At 30.5% G+C, this 18,541-nt stretch carries 24 protein-coding genes; 20 read left to right on the top strand and 4 right to left on the bottom strand.

From position 1 onward, the window contains the following. Nucleotides 1-27: 27 nt before the first annotated feature. Complete coding sequence (locus CRN98_RS12085; protein WP_097027681.1) at nucleotides 28-1,893, top strand: sensor histidine kinase; 1,866 nt, start codon at nucleotides 28-30, stop codon at nucleotides 1,891-1,893. Nucleotides 1,894-2,040: 147 nt separating this feature from the next. Next, complete coding sequence (locus tag CRN98_RS12080) at nucleotides 2,041-2,229, top strand: hypothetical protein (RefSeq protein ID WP_097027680.1); 189 nt, start codon at nucleotides 2,041-2,043, stop codon at nucleotides 2,227-2,229. 99 nt (nucleotides 2,230-2,328) lie between these two features. Here CRN98_RS12080 and CRN98_RS12075 read toward each other — a convergent pair whose 3' ends face one another. The 3 genes from CRN98_RS12075 to CRN98_RS12065 all read right to left on the bottom strand — a co-directional run bounded on the left by CRN98_RS12075 (nucleotide 2,329) and on the right by CRN98_RS12065 (nucleotide 4,264). Then, nucleotides 2,329-3,015 carry a YetF domain-containing protein gene (locus tag CRN98_RS12075; RefSeq protein ID WP_097027679.1) on the bottom strand — a complete coding sequence of 229 codons (687 nt, stop codon included), beginning with the start codon at nucleotides 3,013-3,015 and terminating at the stop codon, nucleotides 2,329-2,331. A 374-nt stretch (nucleotides 3,016-3,389) separates the two neighbouring features. Then, entirely contained in the window at nucleotides 3,390-3,962 is a 573-nt protein-coding gene (locus CRN98_RS12070) for a LysO family transporter (RefSeq protein ID WP_423237100.1), read from the bottom strand. Nucleotides 3,963-3,985: 23 nt separating this feature from the next. After that, nucleotides 3,986-4,264 carry a LysO family transporter gene (locus CRN98_RS12065; protein ID WP_097027677.1) on the bottom strand — a complete coding sequence of 93 codons (279 nt, stop codon included), beginning with the start codon at nucleotides 4,262-4,264 and terminating at the stop codon, nucleotides 3,986-3,988. Between the two features lie 196 nt (nucleotides 4,265-4,460). On the opposite strand from CRN98_RS12065, the gene CRN98_RS12060 reads away from it, so the two are divergent. Continuing rightward, on the top strand, nucleotides 4,461-4,736 hold the full coding sequence (locus CRN98_RS12060) for a DUF1905 domain-containing protein (protein WP_097027676.1): 276 nt from the start codon (nucleotides 4,461-4,463) through the stop codon (nucleotides 4,734-4,736). A 97-nt stretch (nucleotides 4,737-4,833) separates the two neighbouring features. On the opposite strand, the gene CRN98_RS12055 is transcribed toward CRN98_RS12060, so the two are convergent. Continuing rightward, entirely contained in the window at nucleotides 4,834-5,064 is a 231-nt protein-coding gene (locus CRN98_RS12055) for a hypothetical protein (protein WP_097027675.1), read from the bottom strand. 157 nt (nucleotides 5,065-5,221) lie between these two features. Between CRN98_RS12055 and CRN98_RS12050 the strand changes: the two genes are divergently transcribed. The 17 genes from CRN98_RS12050 to CRN98_RS11970 all read left to right on the top strand — a co-directional run bounded on the left by CRN98_RS12050 (nucleotide 5,222) and on the right by CRN98_RS11970 (nucleotide 18,492). Further along, nucleotides 5,222-5,698 (top strand): hypothetical protein, encoded by a 477-nt coding sequence (locus tag CRN98_RS12050; RefSeq protein ID WP_097027674.1) that lies wholly within the window; start codon nucleotides 5,222-5,224, stop codon nucleotides 5,696-5,698. Nucleotides 5,699-5,864: 166 nt separating this feature from the next. Beyond that, complete coding sequence (locus CRN98_RS12045) at nucleotides 5,865-6,578, top strand: protein kinase family protein (RefSeq protein WP_097027673.1); 714 nt, start codon at nucleotides 5,865-5,867, stop codon at nucleotides 6,576-6,578. A 67-nt stretch (nucleotides 6,579-6,645) separates the two neighbouring features. Continuing rightward, nucleotides 6,646-6,948: a hypothetical protein gene (locus CRN98_RS12040; RefSeq protein ID WP_097027672.1), complete on the top strand. Its 303-nt coding sequence runs from the start codon at nucleotides 6,646-6,648 to the stop codon at nucleotides 6,946-6,948. Nucleotides 6,949-7,102: 154 nt separating this feature from the next. Beyond that, complete coding sequence (locus CRN98_RS12035) at nucleotides 7,103-7,867, top strand: tRNA threonylcarbamoyladenosine dehydratase (RefSeq protein ID WP_097027671.1); 765 nt, start codon at nucleotides 7,103-7,105, stop codon at nucleotides 7,865-7,867. A gap of 170 nt (nucleotides 7,868-8,037) precedes the next feature. Then, entirely contained in the window at nucleotides 8,038-8,733 is a 696-nt protein-coding gene (locus tag CRN98_RS12030) for a M48 family metallopeptidase (protein WP_097027670.1), read from the top strand. 298 nt (nucleotides 8,734-9,031) lie between these two features. Beyond that, a complete protein-coding gene (locus tag CRN98_RS12025) occupies nucleotides 9,032-9,904 on the top strand; it encodes a cation diffusion facilitator family transporter (protein ID WP_097027669.1) in 873 nt (290 codons plus the stop codon). Between the two features lie 333 nt (nucleotides 9,905-10,237). Further along, a complete protein-coding gene (locus CRN98_RS12020; RefSeq protein ID WP_143331297.1) occupies nucleotides 10,238-10,831 on the top strand; it encodes a lysoplasmalogenase family protein in 594 nt (197 codons plus the stop codon). Between the two features lie 190 nt (nucleotides 10,832-11,021). Further along, complete coding sequence (locus tag CRN98_RS12015; protein ID WP_097027667.1) at nucleotides 11,022-12,602, top strand: N-acyl-D-amino-acid deacylase family protein; 1,581 nt, start codon at nucleotides 11,022-11,024, stop codon at nucleotides 12,600-12,602. Between the two features lie 19 nt (nucleotides 12,603-12,621). Beyond that, nucleotides 12,622-13,956, top strand: a complete 1,335-nt coding sequence (locus tag CRN98_RS12010) for a TRAP transporter large permease subunit (RefSeq protein WP_097027666.1) — start codon at nucleotides 12,622-12,624, stop codon at nucleotides 13,954-13,956. 463 nt (nucleotides 13,957-14,419) lie between these two features. Continuing rightward, a complete protein-coding gene (aroA, locus tag CRN98_RS12005; RefSeq protein WP_097027665.1) occupies nucleotides 14,420-15,685 on the top strand; it encodes a 3-phosphoshikimate 1-carboxyvinyltransferase in 1,266 nt (421 codons plus the stop codon). An 87-nt stretch (nucleotides 15,686-15,772) separates the two neighbouring features. After that, complete coding sequence (locus tag CRN98_RS12000) at nucleotides 15,773-16,078, top strand: chorismate mutase (protein ID WP_097027664.1); 306 nt, start codon at nucleotides 15,773-15,775, stop codon at nucleotides 16,076-16,078. 173 nt (nucleotides 16,079-16,251) lie between these two features. After that, nucleotides 16,252-16,497 carry a hypothetical protein gene (locus tag CRN98_RS11995; RefSeq protein WP_242960933.1) on the top strand — a complete coding sequence of 82 codons (246 nt, stop codon included), beginning with the start codon at nucleotides 16,252-16,254 and terminating at the stop codon, nucleotides 16,495-16,497. 16 nt (nucleotides 16,498-16,513) lie between these two features. Then, entirely contained in the window at nucleotides 16,514-16,795 is a 282-nt protein-coding gene (locus CRN98_RS11990; protein ID WP_097027663.1) for a spore coat protein, read from the top strand. A 61-nt stretch (nucleotides 16,796-16,856) separates the two neighbouring features. Beyond that, on the top strand, nucleotides 16,857-17,075 hold the full coding sequence (locus CRN98_RS11985) for a hypothetical protein (RefSeq protein ID WP_242960932.1): 219 nt from the start codon (nucleotides 16,857-16,859) through the stop codon (nucleotides 17,073-17,075). Nucleotides 17,076-17,087: 12 nt separating this feature from the next. Beyond that, nucleotides 17,088-17,378 (top strand): spore coat protein, encoded by a 291-nt coding sequence (locus tag CRN98_RS11980; protein ID WP_097027662.1) that lies wholly within the window; start codon nucleotides 17,088-17,090, stop codon nucleotides 17,376-17,378. 80 nt (nucleotides 17,379-17,458) lie between these two features. Continuing rightward, nucleotides 17,459-17,758, top strand: a complete 300-nt coding sequence (locus tag CRN98_RS11975) for a hypothetical protein (RefSeq protein ID WP_097027661.1) — start codon at nucleotides 17,459-17,461, stop codon at nucleotides 17,756-17,758. 158 nt (nucleotides 17,759-17,916) lie between these two features. Then, on the top strand, nucleotides 17,917-18,492 hold the full coding sequence (locus CRN98_RS11970) for a DUF2284 domain-containing protein (RefSeq protein WP_097027660.1): 576 nt from the start codon (nucleotides 17,917-17,919) through the stop codon (nucleotides 18,490-18,492). Nucleotides 18,493-18,541 lie beyond the last annotated feature (49 nt).

Below are 18,541 nucleotides of genomic sequence, written 5' to 3'. Positions count from 1 at the left end.
TTTGTTTTTATCTAAGGAGGTTAACTTATGAAGCATACTAAAAATGAAAGTGAAAATAATATATTTAGGATGTTATCAATTATAAAAATTGCAATAATAGTATTCATCAGCATAATTGTATATATTAACATGCCTAATTATTGGTCAATTTTAAAAATAAAAAATAATGGCCAATTCAATTTATACACTACAGCATTTTTCTTATGTACTATGACATTAATCTATGTGGGCTGGATAATAACTAATTTAAAATTAAAATTGTCAGTGGGTATATTTAATATTTCATGGTTAATTGAAAACATTTTCTTTTTATCAATTATCTCTTTACCAATATATTTATTTTCGGCTTATGATAATGAATATAAGTATTTGTTTTTATTATTAATAATATTTTCAGTTATTGAATATGGATTAAGCTATGGAGTTCTTACCGCACTTTTTTCTTCTATATTTATTCTTGGAGTAGATTTATTATATGCGCCCTCAGTTAGTGGTATTAATATACATTTTCAAAAAGATTTAATAATGGTGGGTGTGTTCATTTTTGTTGCATGGGTTCTTGGATACTATGTAGAACTGCAAAATGAAAATAAAATAAAAAAGGATAATCAGCTTCAACTACTAAGTACTGAATTAATGGAAAAGAATACAGAGAGACAAATTATTGAGGAATCATTAATAAAAAACAAAGTATGCTACGATATTCTATTTGAAAACTCACAAAACGCTATTATTGTCCATGCTGATGGGAAAATTTTGTATGGAAATGAGAGTGCAGCTAGATTATTAGGATACGAAAATCCTTTGGAGCTAAATGATAAATCAATATACAATTATTGTTTACAAAATGATATGTTGTCTACAAAAGAAAAGTATTCAAATATAGCTGAAAGTAAGCTTTCTAGAGTTATATCTGAAGCAAACATACTAAACTGTAAGGGTGACTCAATTGCGGTTCGCAACACATCTTCTTTTTTTGTATATGAGGGTAAGGCCTCAGTGATGACTTTTTTACTTGATATAACATCAGAAAAACAAATAGAAACACTAAAAAATGATGTGGAAAAAAATTTAAAATTATTAAATGAATCTAGAGAATTTAATATTCTTGTAACAGAGTTTTTTACTAATATGTCTCATGAATTTAAGACACCAGTTAATGTTATTTCTGTTGCCATTCAAACAATGAACATGTACTTGGAAAATTTCAGCACTAGCAATATAGGCAAATTTAAATCATATTTAAAAATAGTGAAGCAAAATTGTTTCAGAATGACTAGACTCATAAATAATCTTATGGACATCACTAAAGTTGATTCTGGATTTATTAAAATTAATAAAAAGAATGGTAATATAGTAAGTGTTATTGAAGACATTACTCAATCTGTAGCATCTTATATAAAAAGCAAAGATATAGAACTTATATTTGACACAAATGTTGAAGAAAAAATTATGGCTTTTGACCATGATAAGATAGAACGTGTAATATTAAATCTGCTATCTAATGCCTTTAAGTATACTAATTCCAATGGACATATATATGTAGATTTAGAGGATAAAGGAGAAAATGTTGTTATTACAGTAAAAGATGATGGGCAAGGTATTCCTGAAAATATGATTAATGTCATCTTTGAACGTTTGGGGCAAGTAAACCGTTCACTTTCAAGACAATGTGAGGGAACTGGAATAGGACTATATCTTGTGAAATCCTTTATTGATATACATGGCGGCAAAATAACTGTTAAAAGTGATGAAGGAAAAGGTTGTGAATTTACAATAGTACTGCCTGTTGAAGTGACTAGTGATGAAAAGTATCAAGACAAGTCTTTTTACGAAACTAATGTTGAGATGATAAATATAGAATTCTCTGATGTTTATTCGGTAACGATTTAATAAGGGGCCAGACACCTGGGATATTATGGATAACCTAGAGGAATAATTATTCTCCAAGAAAATTTTTAGCTATAAACAATTGAAGATAACAAATTTAATATATATAATGATTTTAGATAAATATATAATTAAGGATGTGCTTGAATCATGGAAATACATGTATTTTTAAAAGGTGAAAAGGAACCTGTAGTTTACAGTGGAGAGAGAATAGATGTTTTAGATTTTGAGATGAACGGAACTAAATATAAACAAATAAGATATTTTAGAAAAGGCTTTAGTAAAAGTGAGCTTGTGGAAGAAAAAATTATAAATAAAATAGTTGAAAAACAAAATTAATGAGGGGTCAGACTTCTAGGATATTTTGGATGTTGCAATTTAAAATACCTCATAAGTTCAAATAAGAACTGATGAGGTATTTTATTATTTATTCGTTTATCAACTTATTTTTTTGCTTAAATAAAGGGTCCCATCGCTTTGTAATTCAGCAAAGAAAACATCTTTAACTGAATTTATACCTGACTTTTTTATTTGATCAAATACCCATTCATCATTGATATTTAATTCCTTTAAATTTTTTTCTACTAATTTCCCATCAACTATAATTTCTGTAGGTAAATACATTCGATTATCTGGTTTAATTTTCATATCTTTTTTTATAACAGATTCAAGTAAAGGCTTTTTTAATACACTTAACTCACCATTGGGTTCCAGTATTGCGTAATCAACATCTTGTATAGAAAAAACATTATTAAGTCGTAACAGCATTGTAAGATCATCCATATTTAATCTTTGCTGAGCTAATTCCTTTTGCATGATGATTCCCTTTTTAATGACGATGGTAGGTTCACCATCAAGATATATCCTTGCTTTAGATGATTTTAAACTTATAAGTTCAACAATAAAAGTTAAAATAGACCATACAATAAGACCTGTTACACCATCTATAAGTTTTATGTCTCTATGTACTACCATATCTCCAGCTATATTCCCCAAAGCAATCCCTGTTATGTAAGTAAAAAAGGTTATCTGACTTAGTTGTTTTTTACCAAGTAAGCGAGTCAAAATTAATAACACTACAAATCCAATGAAAGTCCTTGTTGATGTTTCAAATATTGTATGCATATGTCCTCCTCAGCTTTATTAGATAGGTTCCTGAAGATTTTAGTTAGTGGTTTGTATGACACACATATGCTTTATTTTGTGAAGAACTAGTATCAATTATTCCGATTTTATGTACTAATTTTTAAAATGAAGATATTTTTAATGTTGAATACAGTAGGGGATTTGCACCGTAGAAAGCATTGAATGAGCTTTAAAAGGGCTTTATTTATAAAATTAAAATACCTTATAGAGCCTTCTACTGTCTGAGCCATAGCGAGTTTAGAAGGCTTAGGTATCTTAAATTTATAAATATTAGCCCTTTTTAGTGAAATGAACCGCTTTCCTAGGTGCAAATTCCCTACTGCTAGTTAAACATTAAAAATGTGGCACTTTTTCTATAGTGCATAAAAAAAGCTAATAAGTATAGGTACCAAAGAACTTAATACTACACCATTTAAAAAAGATATTACCGTTATCTCGGGAGAAGTAACCTCTGAGATAAGTGGAAGAGTGGTATCCATAGATGTGGCACCTGCTGGAGCTATGGTTGTGTAATGATTTAATTTTGATGCAATAATGGGAATAGACATTACCGCAATTAATTCCCTAAATATGTTTGTAAGAAGGGCTATGGTTCCTACATGAGCACTATCCAGGGTTGTAAGCATTATTCCTGATAAACTATACCACCCAAAGCCAGAGGCTATAGATAAACCTGATTTAATGGGTAAATTGTAAATTAGCGAGGTTATAATGCCACCAAGAAAGCTTCCAAGAATTATGAAAAGAGGAACTAACAGTATTTTTAATCCAGCCTTTTTTAAATCTCCTATAAGTTTCTTATTTGAACCAACACCAATTCCAACGGATAAAATTGTAAGATTAAGTGCAGCACTGCTAATAATGTCTATATTGTTTGCAATATTTTCTGGGACGATAAAATAACCGCAGAGAATTCCTCCTATCATAGCTGCAACTAAAATAATTGTCACTAAGAATCACTCCCTTTCATGAACTTGTTTGTCACTACAAAAACAAATATTATACTAAATAGAGATGTTAAAATTGCAAAAGTAAGAGCCGTAGTTCCTATGTTTTTTAAGTTAGCTATAACTGATTTATTTGCACCAACAGAAATTCCCATAGAAAAGAGTAAAAAAACTACGGCAAATTGCTGAATTTTGCTATTTATCTTTTTTTGTTTATTAGATAAATTAAAAAAATATCCTATAGCAGCCCCCACCACTAAGGATAAAAGAATTTTCCACATATAAAAATCCTCCCTTTTAAGATAATAGTTATTTAATTATATATTTTATATATATTTTATATATATTTTTTATCGTATTTTACAATTATTCGATGTTATAATATTAGTATAGATATTATTGTGGATCTTAGCAATAGCAAGTTAAGCTTTATAGAAGATAAAATAATTATAAATGTAGAGAAAGAGTGGTTATATTATGAGTAAATTATATGAATTTGAAGCTGAGATTAAGAAAGTACCTGATATTGATGGTGCTTATATAGAAATTCCATTCGATGTAAAGGAAGAGTTCGGCAAGGGCAGAGTACCTGTTACAGCTACTTTTGATGGTGTAGTTTATGAGGGAAGTCTTGTGAAAATCAAAACACCTTGCCATATACTTGGAATCAGAAAGGATATTAGAGCAAAGATAGGCAAGCAGCCTGGAGATACTGTTAATGTGACAATTAAAGAAAGAGTTGTTGTAAAGTAATCTGTAGTTGAATAAAATAGAATTTCAAACAATTAAAAAACCCTCAAAGTGTTTAAACTTTAGGGTTTTTTAATTGTTTAATGGTCATAATAAAGTATTATATTTCAAGGTCCTCTGGATGATCGTAATAGGTGTTTTGAGGAGTATCTGTGTAAGCAACGCCATCTGGAAGTCCTACAACATAGTGAAAGGTATTTTGGCCTGGATAGGATTGGGGATCATAACTATTTGTATATGTGCCAATAAGCATCCAGCCCTCTTTTAGTCGCTTATTTGTATCACTCATAATAGTTAAATCTTCTACTTTTTTAATATTCGTAAAATCCATAATAAACACCTCATTATATTTCATTTGCATTTTATATAAAGTGCTTTAATACACTTTAGTTATTTTGTGAAGATATATAAGCAATTATTCCTATAAGAAATGAATGCTGTGGGATAATAAGAATTCTCATTGCAAACAATATAGTGAGGTGAAAAGTATGCATGCAAAATCAGAAAATAATATAAAAGAGATGAATAAGTTTTTAAAAGGAATACATATGGGTGGAAGCACCTTTGAAGATTATCTTGCTAAGACCGAAGACTCAGAACTTAAAAATGAGTTGAAAGTAATTTTAGAATCCTTCAAAAGACATGAAGAAGCTATAACTAATAGAATAGAAAAAATAGACGGGAATGCAGCAGATACTCTTGGACTGATCGGGACTATGTCAGAGTTCTTTGAGAAGATTAAATTAATTCCTGTAAATACAGACCTAGAAGTTTGTGAGCATGCTGTAAAGGCTATGGAAATGGGTATATACCAAGGAGAAAAATTTATAGATGAAAATAAGGATTTAGACTTAAATTTATTAGATGAAGTAAAGGCTGTTGTAAGAGACTATGATAATCAGTTAAGAAGGGTAAAACAAATAATAGAAAAATATAAAAATAATAATGCAACTGAATTACATTAGTGGACAGTAGTAATTTATAATATCCCATTTAGTTCTGAGTGAATTAATGGGATATATTTTTTGAACCTTTATTAAATAAGAAAGTACACCTTAAAAATAATAAGTTTATACGTATAATACTAAGGTAGTAAGTTACAAGAGATTTAGCACAGAAGGTGGAATATAAGTGAATAATACTAGAGACTTTGAGGATAAACAACGGGTAGAAGGAGAACTACTAGAGGATTATATAAGGGGTAAAGAGGAATTAGACCTTTATGAAATATATAAAATTACATTAAATTTGTGTAATATCGTAGAAGAATTTCATAAAAAAGATTTTTTTCTTACACTTAGAGAATTAAATCCACATAATGTAATTGTTATGGAAAGCAACCAGGTTAAAATAGTTGAAAAAGGTGACTATTCACACATGCTATATAATAAGAATGATAGTCTAAGAAATTATAGATTATGGAAGTTTAGTAAGCAAAATGATTTATACAGCCTAGGTAAGATTATGTATTTTATGGCTACAGGTAAGCTGCCGCATACAGTATTAGATATTTTTATAGAGGATAATTATCCAGAGAATATAGATAAAAATTTAAAAAATATAATATACAGATGCTTTGAAGGAAATGATAAAAATACATATTTTTCAGTTGAGGATCTTAGTAAAGAAATTTCCATGGAAATATTAAAATATATTAAACATAAAGAAATTATAAACTTAAATAATTTAAATGTTGAAATGGCAGTTGCTAGACAAAGAAGAAGAGTAAAGATAAAGTCTAATAAAATTATAGATTTTAATAAAGGGCTGAATTATTTAAAGGAATTTATAACAAAAGCAGGGGCAAAAGATATTTTGGTTTTTGTAAGAAATCATATTTTATAAATATAGTTAGTAATAAGATTTCCTTAAAATTAATATAATTTAATAGAATTATTAGGGGGATTTTATTATGGACAATTTAATAACATTAGACTATCTTTCAACATTTGGAGGTATGGTGGCTGTAGTAGTACTTATTACTGAGTTTACTAAGGAATTAATTGATAAGGTATTTAAAGGGCTGCCTACAAAATATGTAGTATTTATATATGCACTAATAATTATTATAGGTTATCAAATTATGTCAAATACATTCGATATGTCTAAACTAATGTTAACGATTATTAATGCTATTTTATTAACTATGACGGCACAAGGCGGTTATGAATGGGTATTTAAACCTATAGAGCAAAAATCACATAAAGATAAGTAGTTTAGCATAACCTAGAAGAAATACTTCTAGGTATTTTTTATAGTTTTAATTAACTGTAAATATGTATTATAAAAATTGCTTAATTATAGTATTTAAATTACACTGATGTTGATATATAATATATACTGATTAAAGTACTAAAGGAGAGAAGAATATGGCTCAGCATTCATTGTCAAGAACGGAGCTTTTAGTAGGTAAGGAAGGCCTCGAAAGACTTAAAAATAGTAAAGTTGTAGTATTTGGTGTTGGTGGAGTTGGAAGCTTCACAGTAGAGGCACTTGCAAGAGCAGGAGTTGGAAGTATAGTTATTGTAGATGACGATGCTGTTTGTTTAACTAATATAAATAGACAGATTATTGCCACTCTAAAAACTGTAGGTAAACCTAAGGTTGAGGTTGCTAAGGAAAGAATTTTAGATATAAATAGAGAATGTAATGTTATAGCACATAGAACCTTTGTTACTGGGGAAAATATTGGTGATATTATAACTGAGGATGTTGATTATGTAGTTGATGCTATAGATACGGTTTCCTCGAAAATTGCCCTTGTACTTTGGTGTCAGGAGCATAACAAGAAGATTATTTGCTCTATGGGAACAGGGAATAAGTTTGATCCGACCCAGTTTAAAATTGCTGATTTATATAATACAAAGGTTTGTCCTCTTGCTAAGGTTATGAGACATGAGCTTAAGAAAAGAGGAGTAAAGAAACTTAAGGTATTGTACTCTGAGGAAATTCCAACAAAGCCAAAAGAAGACGAAGTTGTAACTTGCAAGGGCGGTTGCGTTTGCACAGCAGAAAGCAGCAAGAGATGCTCTATAAAGAGACAGATTCCAGGAAGTATTTCTTTTGTGCCTCCAGTAGCTGGAATGATTATTGGGGGAGAAGTTATAAAGGATTTATTAGGAATGAACAAATAATTATTATTTAAAAGGATGGAGATTTTAATATCTTACATCCTTTTTTCATATATGCAGCTTATTTATTATTAATTTTATTTAATATATAATGTTAATAATATAATATTTAATTTAAAGTTACATAGAATGAATTAAAAATAAACTTGGCGGCGATTAAAGGAGAACATAAAGTGTCAACCTTAATAATTGATGATATAGAAATTCAGGTTCAGAAAAAGAAAATAAAAAATATATATTTGAGGGTGAAAGCTCCACAAGGAGGAGTACAAGTTTCAGCACCAAAAAATATGAATGATGAAGCTATTAAAATGTTTGTTATTTCTAAAATATCATGGATAAAAAAACATCAAGAAAAATATAAAAATCAACCTAAACAGTGTAAACGTGAATATGTTTCAGGCGAAAGTGTGTATGTTTTTGGGGGGAAATATGCCCTTGAGCTAGTTTATTCAAATAGATGTAATGATGTAAAGATTAATGGTGACAAGTTGATATTACAAGTACGTGAGAGAAGTACAATAGAGCGGCGTGCAAACGTATTAAATGAATGGTATCGTGAGAATATTAAAAGAGAAATACCTAAGCTTTTAGAGAAATGGCAGAAGATCATAGGGGTTACAGCTGAGGAGTGGGGAGTTAAGAATATGAAAACACGTTGGGGCACTTGCAATGTAAGAGATAAGCGCATATGGCTTAATTTACAGCTAGCAAAAAAGCATCCAAAGTGCCTTGAATATGTTGTTGTACATGAATTAGTTCATTTACTTGAGAAGAGTCATAATAATATCTTTATAGGTTATATGGATAAATTTCTGCCAAATTGGAGAAAAATTAAAAAAGAACTGAATGCATTTATAGACGATTAGAGTCAATATCTTAGGATATTGGCTTTTTTACGTTTTAAAGTTAAGACTAAAAAAATACAGTATTTGAAGTTATCATGTGGGAATATCTAATAACTAAATCAGATTATCGTTATCAATTGATACTTAAAATCAGTTCATAAAAATAGTGGCAAATTCATATGCATTAGCATATAATACCTATTGTGGAATTAAAATAATATTATCAACTGATAATATTATAGCGATATTGAATAATTTAAATTTGCTTTTATTTATTAAATTAAAATAAATAATATTAATTTTTAAAAGGAGCACTATTATGAATAATAATATAAAAAAGGTCAAGAATGTATTACTTATTATATTGTTTGCAAATGTTTTTGTTGCTGTACTTAAAATTGTAATTGGATCTATTGCTAAAAGTGCAAGTTTAACTGCTGATGGATTCCATTCTCTTTCTGATGGTGCCTCTAATATTGTGGGATTAGTAGGCATTTGGTTTGCTTCAAAGCCTGTGGATGAAGATCACCCCTATGGACATGGAAAGTTTGAAACTCTTGCAGGTCTTTTTATCGGGGGCATGCTCACTATAGTTGGAGTAAATGTAATTACTAAAGCGTTCCAGAAATTTAACAATCCAGTTACACCAAATATAACTCTAGAAGGTATAATTGCTTTATTTATAACTCTTTTGGTGAATATATTTGTAAGCAAGGTTGAATATAGGGAAGGCAAAAAACTTAGCAGTCAGATTCTTATTTCTGATTCACTGCATACAAAATCAGATGTGTATGTTTCTATTGGTGTTATAATAACTCTTATAGGTATTAAGCTTGGGTTACCTCCAATAATTGATCCTATAGCTTCGCTAGTGGTAGGAGGCTTTATATTCCATGCTGCCTATGAAATATTTGTTGATACCAGTGGAGTTCTAGTAGATAAAGCGGTTATAAATCCAGAAAAGATAAAGAATATAGCTCTTGAATTTGAAGAGGTTAAAGATGCACATAAAATAAGGAGCAGGGGGGCAGAGGACGAAATTTATATAGATCTTCACATAATGGTAGATGCCTATATGAGTGTTGAAGATTCACATACTCTTGCTACTAATATTGAAAATAGAGTAAAGGAAGAGCTTGGGGAAAATTCTCAAGTTATACTGCATTTAGAGCCTTACTATGAAGTGAGATAACATTTATAAATACTTAGTAAAATTTGAAAAATAAAATGTTTTTGAAGTGCACCCCAAATGCTAGGCATATGACATAATCATATTTAACATTTGGAGGTGTATTTTTTATGAATTAATAAAAAATTTAATATATTATTACAGTTTAGCATAATATTTAAGCTTATAATTTAGCAAAATATAATATAAGAAAAATATTATATTTTGGAAGTGATTATTATAAAAAATCATATTAAGATGATAATGGTAAAGTTTGTGGTTTTTGTTGAGTTAATTATATATTGTGCGTTTATTTATATTGATTACACCAATAATTTTAAAACAGTGTACTCATCAATGTTAAAGTATTTTGGAATACTACTATGTTTGTTTTTGGCTATTTTAATAGGGAACAACGGACATGATAAAAAGGATACTATGCTTTTAAGATTGGCATTTCTTTTTACTGCACTAGCCGATCTGTGCATGATAATTTTAAATTTAAATACATTAGGTATAATGATATTTTGTGTAGTACAAATAACTTACATAATACGTCATAGGAGAGCTATAGGGGGAAAAAGTGATTTAAGTTTTTTAGTAGTTACTATGATGTTTATTATATTAATAGCTATATTTTTTATAAGTAAGTTATCAATAGAAGATTTAGCTTATGGCGGTATAAAAAAGATTACTGTGATTATAGGAGCTTTCTATGCAGCTATTTTACTTTATAGTGTTTATACAGGTTGGAAAACTCTTAAGGGAACTTTTTATCCAATGGGCAGTAGGTACTTAATTGCAGTTGGCATTACTTTGTTCTTACTTTGTGATATAAATGTTGCGTTATCAATTATTTCAAAAAAATTATCTATATTGATATGGATCTTTTATCTGCCATCACAGGTTTTATTGGTCTTAAGCGGATATAATAAAAAATTAGTCAAATAAAAGAGCTTCTTATTTTTGGGAAGCTCTTTTTCATGTGCATTAAACGTAATAAAAGACAAATAAATTTCATATATTACTATAACCCACAAAGTAGCACAGAGATGTTCTTTAATACTTAACATGAGTCATATAAGATCTTTCATTAATAATATGAAAGAGGCTTTACAAATAATATTTGGGGGTGTCAGTTATGTATGATTTTGTTTTAAAAGATGGACTTATAGTAGACGGCACAAGGAAAATTCCCTATAAGGCCACCATTTGCATTAAAGGCGATAGAATTGCAGAAATTACCGATGATGAAAATGTTACAGGTAATGAAATAATTGACTGTAAAGGAAAGGTTATTGCACCAGGATTTATAGACCTTCATACCCACTCGGATGCATGTTCTCTTAATTCAAAAGAAGCAGAAAGCATGTTGCATCAAGGAGTTACATTAGAAATTACAGGGAATTGCGGCATTTCTTTAATTCCATCAAATGAATCCAAAAGAAAAGAAATTAGAGAATTTTTTTCAAGGACAATTGAGATAAGCCCTGAAGATACATCTTTAAAAGTAGACAGCATGAAGGAATATATAGAAATTGCAAATAAAAATAAGCTTTCAATTAACAGTGGTATGTTGATTGGACATGGTACACTTAGAGGCTTAGTAGTAGGCTTTGAGGATAGGGAAGCTACACAAGAAGAGCTTGATAAAATGAAGAATATTTTAGATGAAGAATTAAAAAATGGAGCATATGGTATGTCTCTAGGGCTAATTTATCCACCAAGCAGCTATGGAAAATTAGATGAGTTTATAGAGCTTTCAAAGGTAATAAAGGAAAACCATGGAATACTTACTGTACATTTGCGTAATGAAAGCAATTTAGTGTTTGAAGCTGTTGACGAAATGATCAAGATAGCAGAAAGTACAGGTGTTCATTTGCATATTTCTCACCTAAAGCTTATTGGAAAGATGCAATGGGGTAATTCAGAGAAGCTTCTTAATAATATTAAAGCAGCACGTCAAAGGGGATGTACTATTACCTGCGATCAATACCCTTATGAGGCAACATCTACAGGACTTTCTGCGCTTGTTCCTGGTTGGGCTCAGGATGGTGGTAATTCAAAGATGCTAGAAAGACTTAAAACAAAAGATTCTAGATTGCTTTCAGATATTAAAGCTGAAATGGAACGACGAGGGGGGGCAAGTAAAGTAGGAATTTCTTCTACACATGGACATATTCCCGAATTTGATGGAAAAAACATTGAAGAAATTGCAAAGATTTTTAATTTATCACCAGAAGAAGCAGCAATTGAAGTTTTACTTAAATGCAGCGGTGAAACATCGGCAATATATTATTCACTTAGCTTACAGGATGTTCTTAACATTATGAAGGAAATGGATATAGCTGTAGGAAGCGATGGATATAACTTTAGCTATGATTTAAGCTATAATCCACACCCTAGAAGTTTTGGTACATTCCCAAGGTTTTTACAGATGATTCGTGAAAATAACTTAATGCCATTAGAAGATGCCGTATATAAAATTACGGGACTTCCTGCTAGTATTATTGGATTAACTGATCGTGGAGTGCTAAGGGTTAACAATATAGCAGATATAACTGTGTTTGATTTTAATGAAGTAAAAGATATGTCTACATTTATACATTCTCCTGTAAGACCTATAGGTATTAATCATGTTTTTGTAGCTGGCAGCCCTGCAATTCTTAACGGTGTAAAAACTTCAAATAAAAAAGGTAAGATATTATTAAAAGATAATTAAAATTATAGGGGGAAAAGAAATGGAATTAGGGAAATATGCTTTGATTTCAGGGCCATCATTACTAGCACTACTACCGCTACTGGCCTACTTAATAATGGTTTTTAGAAATAAATCAAATTTATCGGGTTTAATTGTAGGTGTAATTGTATCTGCAATTTTAACAGGACAGGGACTTAAAGCTTTAGCTGGAATTTTTGCTACCTCACTAGGATCCTTCTTGGCAATAATAGGAATTATAATCATGTTTGGAAGTGGGCTTGGCTACTTGATGAATAAAACAAAGGTAAGCCAAACACTTGTATACTGGATTGTAAAGGGAATTGGAGTAAATACTGAAAAAAAAGGCATGGCAGCAGTTATAATTAGTTCTATTGTTATATGCGGATTACTTGGAACATTAGCTGGCGGCAATGCAATTATTGCTCCTGTTATTATTCCTGTTGTAGCAGCAGTAGGACTAACACCAAGTACTGTATGTACTTTATTAAAGGTTGCTGGAGAAGTTGGACTAATCATGGGACCGTTAACTGGTGTTACTATTGCAACTATGGGTATTACAGGACTTTCCTATGGTAAATTAATGCTATGGGCTGTTATTCCATTTAGTATCGTATGGATTGGTGCTACAGTTTTTGCAGCAACTAAAATTCAAAAGAAGCTAAAGGGCGTTGAAGTATATGAGATAACTGATGACATGATCGATATTAATAAAATGGTTATAAGTACAGAGCAAAAACGTACAACAATATTATTTTTAATAGTATTTGCTGTTTTAGTTGGTTATGGTGTAATTACAAAACAAGGTACAAATTATGCTATTATTGTAATGTTAATCTTGTCTGCAGTACTTACCATTAGCAGCAGACTTGAACTTGACTCTGCAATTGATACATTTGTCGAAGGTGCATCAAAGATGACAAATATGTTCTTTGTGTTTATCTTCTTTGAAGTAATGTTTAGCATGATAAATCTTGGTGGAGGATTTGATGCATTAGGTAAGCTTTTAACAGGATTGGTTTCAGGTGGGGGAAAAGCAGCAGTATTAATCATTGCTTCTATAGTTGGAGGATTTGGTATAGAAGCAGCTGCAGTTGCTGAAATTACAATAGTACACAAAATGTTTATAGATTTAGTTAATTCAGTTGGTTTACCAATGCAAATATGGGCTACTGCAATACTTGCAGCTACAAGAATTACAGGTTCCTTATACCCAACAGCAAACCTTGCAGGTCAGCTAGGTATAGCACGCTGTAATAATACAAAAACAGTATTAAAAGCAGCCTGGATTGGAGCTGCTGCGCTTTGGATTTGGGTCATGGTTTGGGCATTTATTGGACCAATGCTTGCTGGATAAAAATAAATAAGATAAGGTTAAGCTTCAAAGCGCCGATGGTACTGCCCGGGAGAACCGGTTGGAGAGTAGGCGCTGCCAGATAAAAAGTTCCGTGGTTTTGCTGCGGAATTTTTTTATTTTTGCATTTATAGGAATTGACATGATGTTAAATAGTGGTATAATTTAACACGATAACAAAATGAAATTATAAATATGATTACTTGGAGGAAGAACTCATGGAGAACCTTATTAAAAGAGGAATGACAAATCTATAAGGTATAATTCTAATGAGTTAATTGATACACGAGAAATAAATTTTTTATAACTATAAAATGATACTGTAATGCATTATAAAGATATTCAAAGAAGACTCATCGAATAGAGTCTTCTTTTTTATAAAAAAGATCATTAGATGACTATAATAGAAAAAGAAAAAATGAATAGCTTTATTTAAAAATATACAAAAGTAAAAGGAGATGATATAGTGAAAAATATAAAGATTACACCATCACCTTTAAAAGGAGATATAAATATTCCACCTTCAAAAAGCTTAGCTCATAGGGCTGTTATATGTGCTGGACTTTCCAGTGGAATAAGTAATATAGACAACATTATATTTTCAGAGGACATTAAGGCTACCACAATGGGTATGGAGAGCTTTGGAATAGAAATTAACAGAAAAGATGAAAGTATAAATATTAAAGGCAAATCACAATTAAAGCTAATAAAGAACAATATAAATTGTAATGAATCCGGTTCTACTTTGAGGTTTTTAATTCCAATAGCATTACTCACAGGAGAAGAGGTAAGCTTTGAAGGAAGAGGAAAGCTTGTATCAAGACCCTTAGATGTATATTATGAAATGTTTAAAGATCAAGGCATAGAATATAAAAACAATAATGGACAGCTGCCTCTAACGGTGAAAGGAATTTTAAAGCCAGGTACCTTTTATGTTAAAGGAAATATAAGTTCTCAATTTATTACTGGGCTTATGTTTGCACTTCCGTTATTAGCAGGGGATTCTAAAATAATGGTAACTACAGAATTAGAGTCTAAGGGATATATAGATTTAACTATAGATTGTATGAGTAAGTTTGGAGTTAAAGTAGAAAATAAAGATTATAAGGAATTTTACATCAAAGGAAATCAAAACTATATAAGCAGGAATTACAGAGTAGAAGGAGATTTTTCACAAGCGGCCTTTTGGATAGTTGCAGGTATCCTTGGAGCTAATGTAAAATGTAAGGACTTAAATTTAAAATCTCTTCAAGGAGATAAAGCAATCCTTAATATAGTAAAAGAAATGGGAGCAAATGTTAAGGTAAGTAAGGACTTTGTCGAAGCTTGTGAGTCTCAAACAAAAGGAATTGTAATTGACGCTTCAGAATGTCCAGATCTTGTTCCTATACTTTCAGTACTTGGAGCATTAAGCGAAGGAACTACAAGAATAATAAATGCTGAGAGAGTTAGGATAAAGGAATGTGACAGGCTTAAAGCCATGAAAACAGAGCTTGCTAAAGTAGGAGCAGATATAGAAGAAACTCAAGATGGATTAATAATAAGAGGTAAAAGTTCATTAAAAGGTGGAGTTGTAGACAGCTGGAATGACCATAGAATAGCAATGGCAATGGCAGTAGCTTCAATTAAGTGTGAGGAACCTATAATAATAACAAATAGTGAAGTAGTTAAAAAATCTTATCCTGAATTTTGGAAAGATTTTAAGATGTTAGGGGGCATTATAGATGAGTAGAGTTTGGGGTAGGTTTTAATAATTGTGCAGTTGTAGAAGAGCAGCAGCTATTGGTATATTATAATTACTGTAAAGGAGGATAATTCAATGGATATTTTGCAGAATTTAAGAAATGAAATTGATGAAATAGATAAACAGCTTGTAGAGTTATTTGAAAAGAGAATGGAGACTGTTTTAAAGGTAGCCCAATATAAGAAGGAAAATAACATACCTATATTAAATAAAAGTAGAGAAGATGAGGTTATTGAAAAGAATGTAAAATACTTAAAAAATAAAGAATTTAAGATGGCAGAGGCAGAGTTTTTAAAAAGTGTAATGGCTATTAGCAGAAAGGCTCAGGCAAAGGAAATCTTTGAATATAATATGGAAGTGCAGAATGATAATAAAAGTTAATTTAGAAGAATCCATAGAAAAAATTTAAAATTTTATATAAAGGATAAATATAATGCCATCTACAGGGTAAGTGAAAAGATAATGCCACTTAACCTGTAGGTGGCATTTCATTATTTTCCCACACATAAATACATTTAACAAGAAAAAAATAGTGTAGTGAGGAGGTGACTAAGATGAATAACATGAATAACGGGAATAACGGGAATAACATGAATAACATGAACCTAGCACCACATGAAGCAATAGAAGTTAGAGAGTTTGTAAGTCAAGAAATGTTAGGAATTAAAAAGATGAATGCAAGTATGAATATGGTTAATGACAATGAGTTAAAAAGTTATATGCAGGATTCAGTAGCTGCTAAACAAAACGTCCTACAAAAGCTACAATCTGCATTTGGAAATCAAACTGGAACAGTATAGAAAGGAGAGAAGCTCAATGACACAAAATAATACATTAAAAGAAAAGGATATAGCTCTTGACTTATTAGCAAGTTCAAAGGGAACAATAGCAACTTTAGCAAAAGTACTTACAGAGACAACAAATCCACAGTTAAGAGATACTCTTAAAAGCGAACTGAATAATTGTATTAATTCTCATTATAGATTATCTGATATGGCAATTAATAAGGGCTGGTATAATGCATATGAAAATCCTGAGCAGCAGCTTCAACAGGAACTTCAGCAGGGCTTGTCAGGTGCTAATACAATGACTCAATAAATACTAAAATAATTAAGATTTATTTATATATTAAGATACATAATAATTTGGAGGTGAGGATATGGAGATGAATAATAAAAATAACTTAGCCCCACATGAAATGTTAGAATTAAGAGAGTTAATGGACACCAATCTTATAGGAGCAAAAAAAATACAGGCAAGCATGGCTATGGTAGACGATGATGATTTGAAGTCATTTATGAAAAGATGCTTAGTTAATAAGAAAGATAATATAGATTCAATGGGAACTTTTATTGAAGATAATTTAAATGTACAGTAGGAGGTGTTTAAAATGGGCTTTTGGAATATGGTTTTGGGAAATGATAATAAATTAGAGGGTAAGGATATTGCTCAAGATATGATAAAAGACTCAAAGTTTGGTGTAACTTCTTTAGCAGCGGCAGCGGCAGAAGCTGTTAATCCTAAGTTAAGAGAAATGTTAGGACAGCAGTTAAACACAGCTGTAGATGAACACTTTGAACTATCCGATATGGTTATAAAAAAAGGCTGGTATCCAGCTTATGATGAGCCAGTAGAACAAATTAAGAAGGATTATGAGAAATCACAGGACTTAAGTCAATAAGATATAAAAGTTAGAGAGTAGGCTCTAAGAGTACGTAAATTAACTTTTATAAGATAGTAAAGCTTAAAGGAGATAATATTATGATGCAAAATAATAACATAAATAACAATCAAGGAATCATAGGTATAAAAAACGTAAATGATGCAACGCAAATAATTCAGCAGCTTGAACAATCCGAAAGAAATAATAAGGAAATGCTTCAAAACCTTGCTCAAGCTACGAGAAAAAATCAGGAATTACTTCAACAGTTAAGTAATGCTGAAAAAATGGCAGCTGAAAACCTTCAGCAATTAGCAGATGCAGAAGCTAAAGCTAGTAGTCAGCTAAATCAGTTATCAAGTATGTTACACAGCATAGGCACAAATAACACTTATATATAGAACTAAAAGGTTTAGTGAAAAAAAGCGATTGATAAAAATCAGTCGCTTTTTATATAAATATAGTTATTGACGAATGAAATAAATTTATAAGTTTTATGAAGGTTACATCTGTTTTATGTAGAATACTATAAGTAAGTCTTTATATAGGAGGGTTACAAATGTATAAAATAAAGTCTCATGTAGTCATGACAACAACAGAGGATTATATTGAAAATTATGTGGACGTACCTAAGTTTTTAGGTTACTGTAAAAAATGTGATAGTTACGGGAGAAATTGGTCTTGTCCAGAATTTAATTTTGATGCTGAAGGGTTATGGAAAAAGTATAAATATGTTTACATAATAGGAACAAAGATTATATTTGATAAAGATATGATTAACAGTATAGAGGATAAAGACTCAGTAAAAAAGCAAATGGAAGAAGCTCTTTTAAGGGAAAAGAAAGTTTTAGCGGAGAAGGTTTGGAAGCTAGAAGAAAATTATCCAGGTGGCATTAGTCTGTCTGCAGGAAGCTGCAAGCTTTGTCCGAAATGTCAAAGACAAATGGACAAACCTTGCATTTATCCTGATAAGATGCGATATTCTATAGAATCCATTGGGGGAGATGTAGGAAAGACATTAAGTAAATTACTAGGTATAGAACTTCAGTGGGCAAAGGATGGTAAACTACCAGAATACTACACACTTGTTAGCGGTTTTTTAACAAATTCCAAGGATGTTACAATAGAGATTTAAAACCATAATAAAACTAATAATATAAAATATAAATCATTATTTTATTCGG

Origin of the sequence: Clostridium peptidivorans, assembly GCF_900205925.1 — a bacterium.
In the GTDB taxonomy this organism is placed as follows: domain Bacteria; phylum Bacillota; class Clostridia; order Clostridiales; family Clostridiaceae; genus Clostridium_AK; species Clostridium_AK peptidivorans.
This window is presented reverse-complemented; position numbering and strand designations above follow the sequence as displayed.

What these genes read in the sequence shown, in the direction of transcription:
- CRN98_RS12085 (WP_097027681.1), top strand. Translation starts at nt 28, where the DNA reads ATGAAGCATACTAAAAATGAAAGTGAAAATAATATATTTAGGATGTTA.
- CRN98_RS12080 (WP_097027680.1), top strand. Translation starts at nt 2,041, where the DNA reads ATGGAAATACATGTATTTTTAAAAGGTGAAAAGGAACCTGTAGTTTAC.
- CRN98_RS12075 (WP_097027679.1), bottom strand. Translation starts at nt 3,015, where the DNA reads ATGCATACAATATTTGAAACATCAACAAGGACTTTCATTGGATTTGTA.
- CRN98_RS12070 (WP_423237100.1), bottom strand. Translation starts at nt 3,962, where the DNA reads ATGATAGGAGGAATTCTCTGCGGTTATTTTATCGTCCCAGAAAATATT.
- CRN98_RS12065 (WP_097027677.1), bottom strand. Translation starts at nt 4,264, where the DNA reads ATGTGGAAAATTCTTTTATCCTTAGTGGTGGGGGCTGCTATAGGATAT.
- CRN98_RS12060 (WP_097027676.1), top strand. Translation starts at nt 4,461, where the DNA reads ATGAGTAAATTATATGAATTTGAAGCTGAGATTAAGAAAGTACCTGAT.
- CRN98_RS12055 (WP_097027675.1), bottom strand. Translation starts at nt 5,064, where the DNA reads ATGGATTTTACGAATATTAAAAAAGTAGAAGATTTAACTATTATGAGT.
- CRN98_RS12050 (WP_097027674.1), top strand. Translation starts at nt 5,222, where the DNA reads ATGCATGCAAAATCAGAAAATAATATAAAAGAGATGAATAAGTTTTTA.
- CRN98_RS12040 (WP_097027672.1), top strand. Translation starts at nt 6,646, where the DNA reads ATGGACAATTTAATAACATTAGACTATCTTTCAACATTTGGAGGTATG.
- CRN98_RS12035 (WP_097027671.1), top strand. Translation starts at nt 7,103, where the DNA reads ATGGCTCAGCATTCATTGTCAAGAACGGAGCTTTTAGTAGGTAAGGAA.
- CRN98_RS12025 (WP_097027669.1), top strand. Translation starts at nt 9,032, where the DNA reads ATGAATAATAATATAAAAAAGGTCAAGAATGTATTACTTATTATATTG.
- CRN98_RS12020 (WP_143331297.1), top strand. Translation starts at nt 10,238, where the DNA reads ATGTTAAAGTATTTTGGAATACTACTATGTTTGTTTTTGGCTATTTTA.
- CRN98_RS12015 (WP_097027667.1), top strand. Translation starts at nt 11,022, where the DNA reads ATGTATGATTTTGTTTTAAAAGATGGACTTATAGTAGACGGCACAAGG.
- CRN98_RS12010 (WP_097027666.1), top strand. Translation starts at nt 12,622, where the DNA reads ATGGAATTAGGGAAATATGCTTTGATTTCAGGGCCATCATTACTAGCA.
- CRN98_RS12000 (WP_097027664.1), top strand. Translation starts at nt 15,773, where the DNA reads ATGGATATTTTGCAGAATTTAAGAAATGAAATTGATGAAATAGATAAA.
- CRN98_RS11995 (WP_242960933.1), top strand. Translation starts at nt 16,252, where the DNA reads ATGAATAACATGAATAACGGGAATAACGGGAATAACATGAATAACATG.
- CRN98_RS11990 (WP_097027663.1), top strand. Translation starts at nt 16,514, where the DNA reads ATGACACAAAATAATACATTAAAAGAAAAGGATATAGCTCTTGACTTA.
- CRN98_RS11985 (WP_242960932.1), top strand. Translation starts at nt 16,857, where the DNA reads ATGGAGATGAATAATAAAAATAACTTAGCCCCACATGAAATGTTAGAA.
- CRN98_RS11980 (WP_097027662.1), top strand. Translation starts at nt 17,088, where the DNA reads ATGGGCTTTTGGAATATGGTTTTGGGAAATGATAATAAATTAGAGGGT.
- CRN98_RS11975 (WP_097027661.1), top strand. Translation starts at nt 17,459, where the DNA reads ATGATGCAAAATAATAACATAAATAACAATCAAGGAATCATAGGTATA.
- CRN98_RS11970 (WP_097027660.1), top strand. Translation starts at nt 17,917, where the DNA reads ATGTATAAAATAAAGTCTCATGTAGTCATGACAACAACAGAGGATTAT.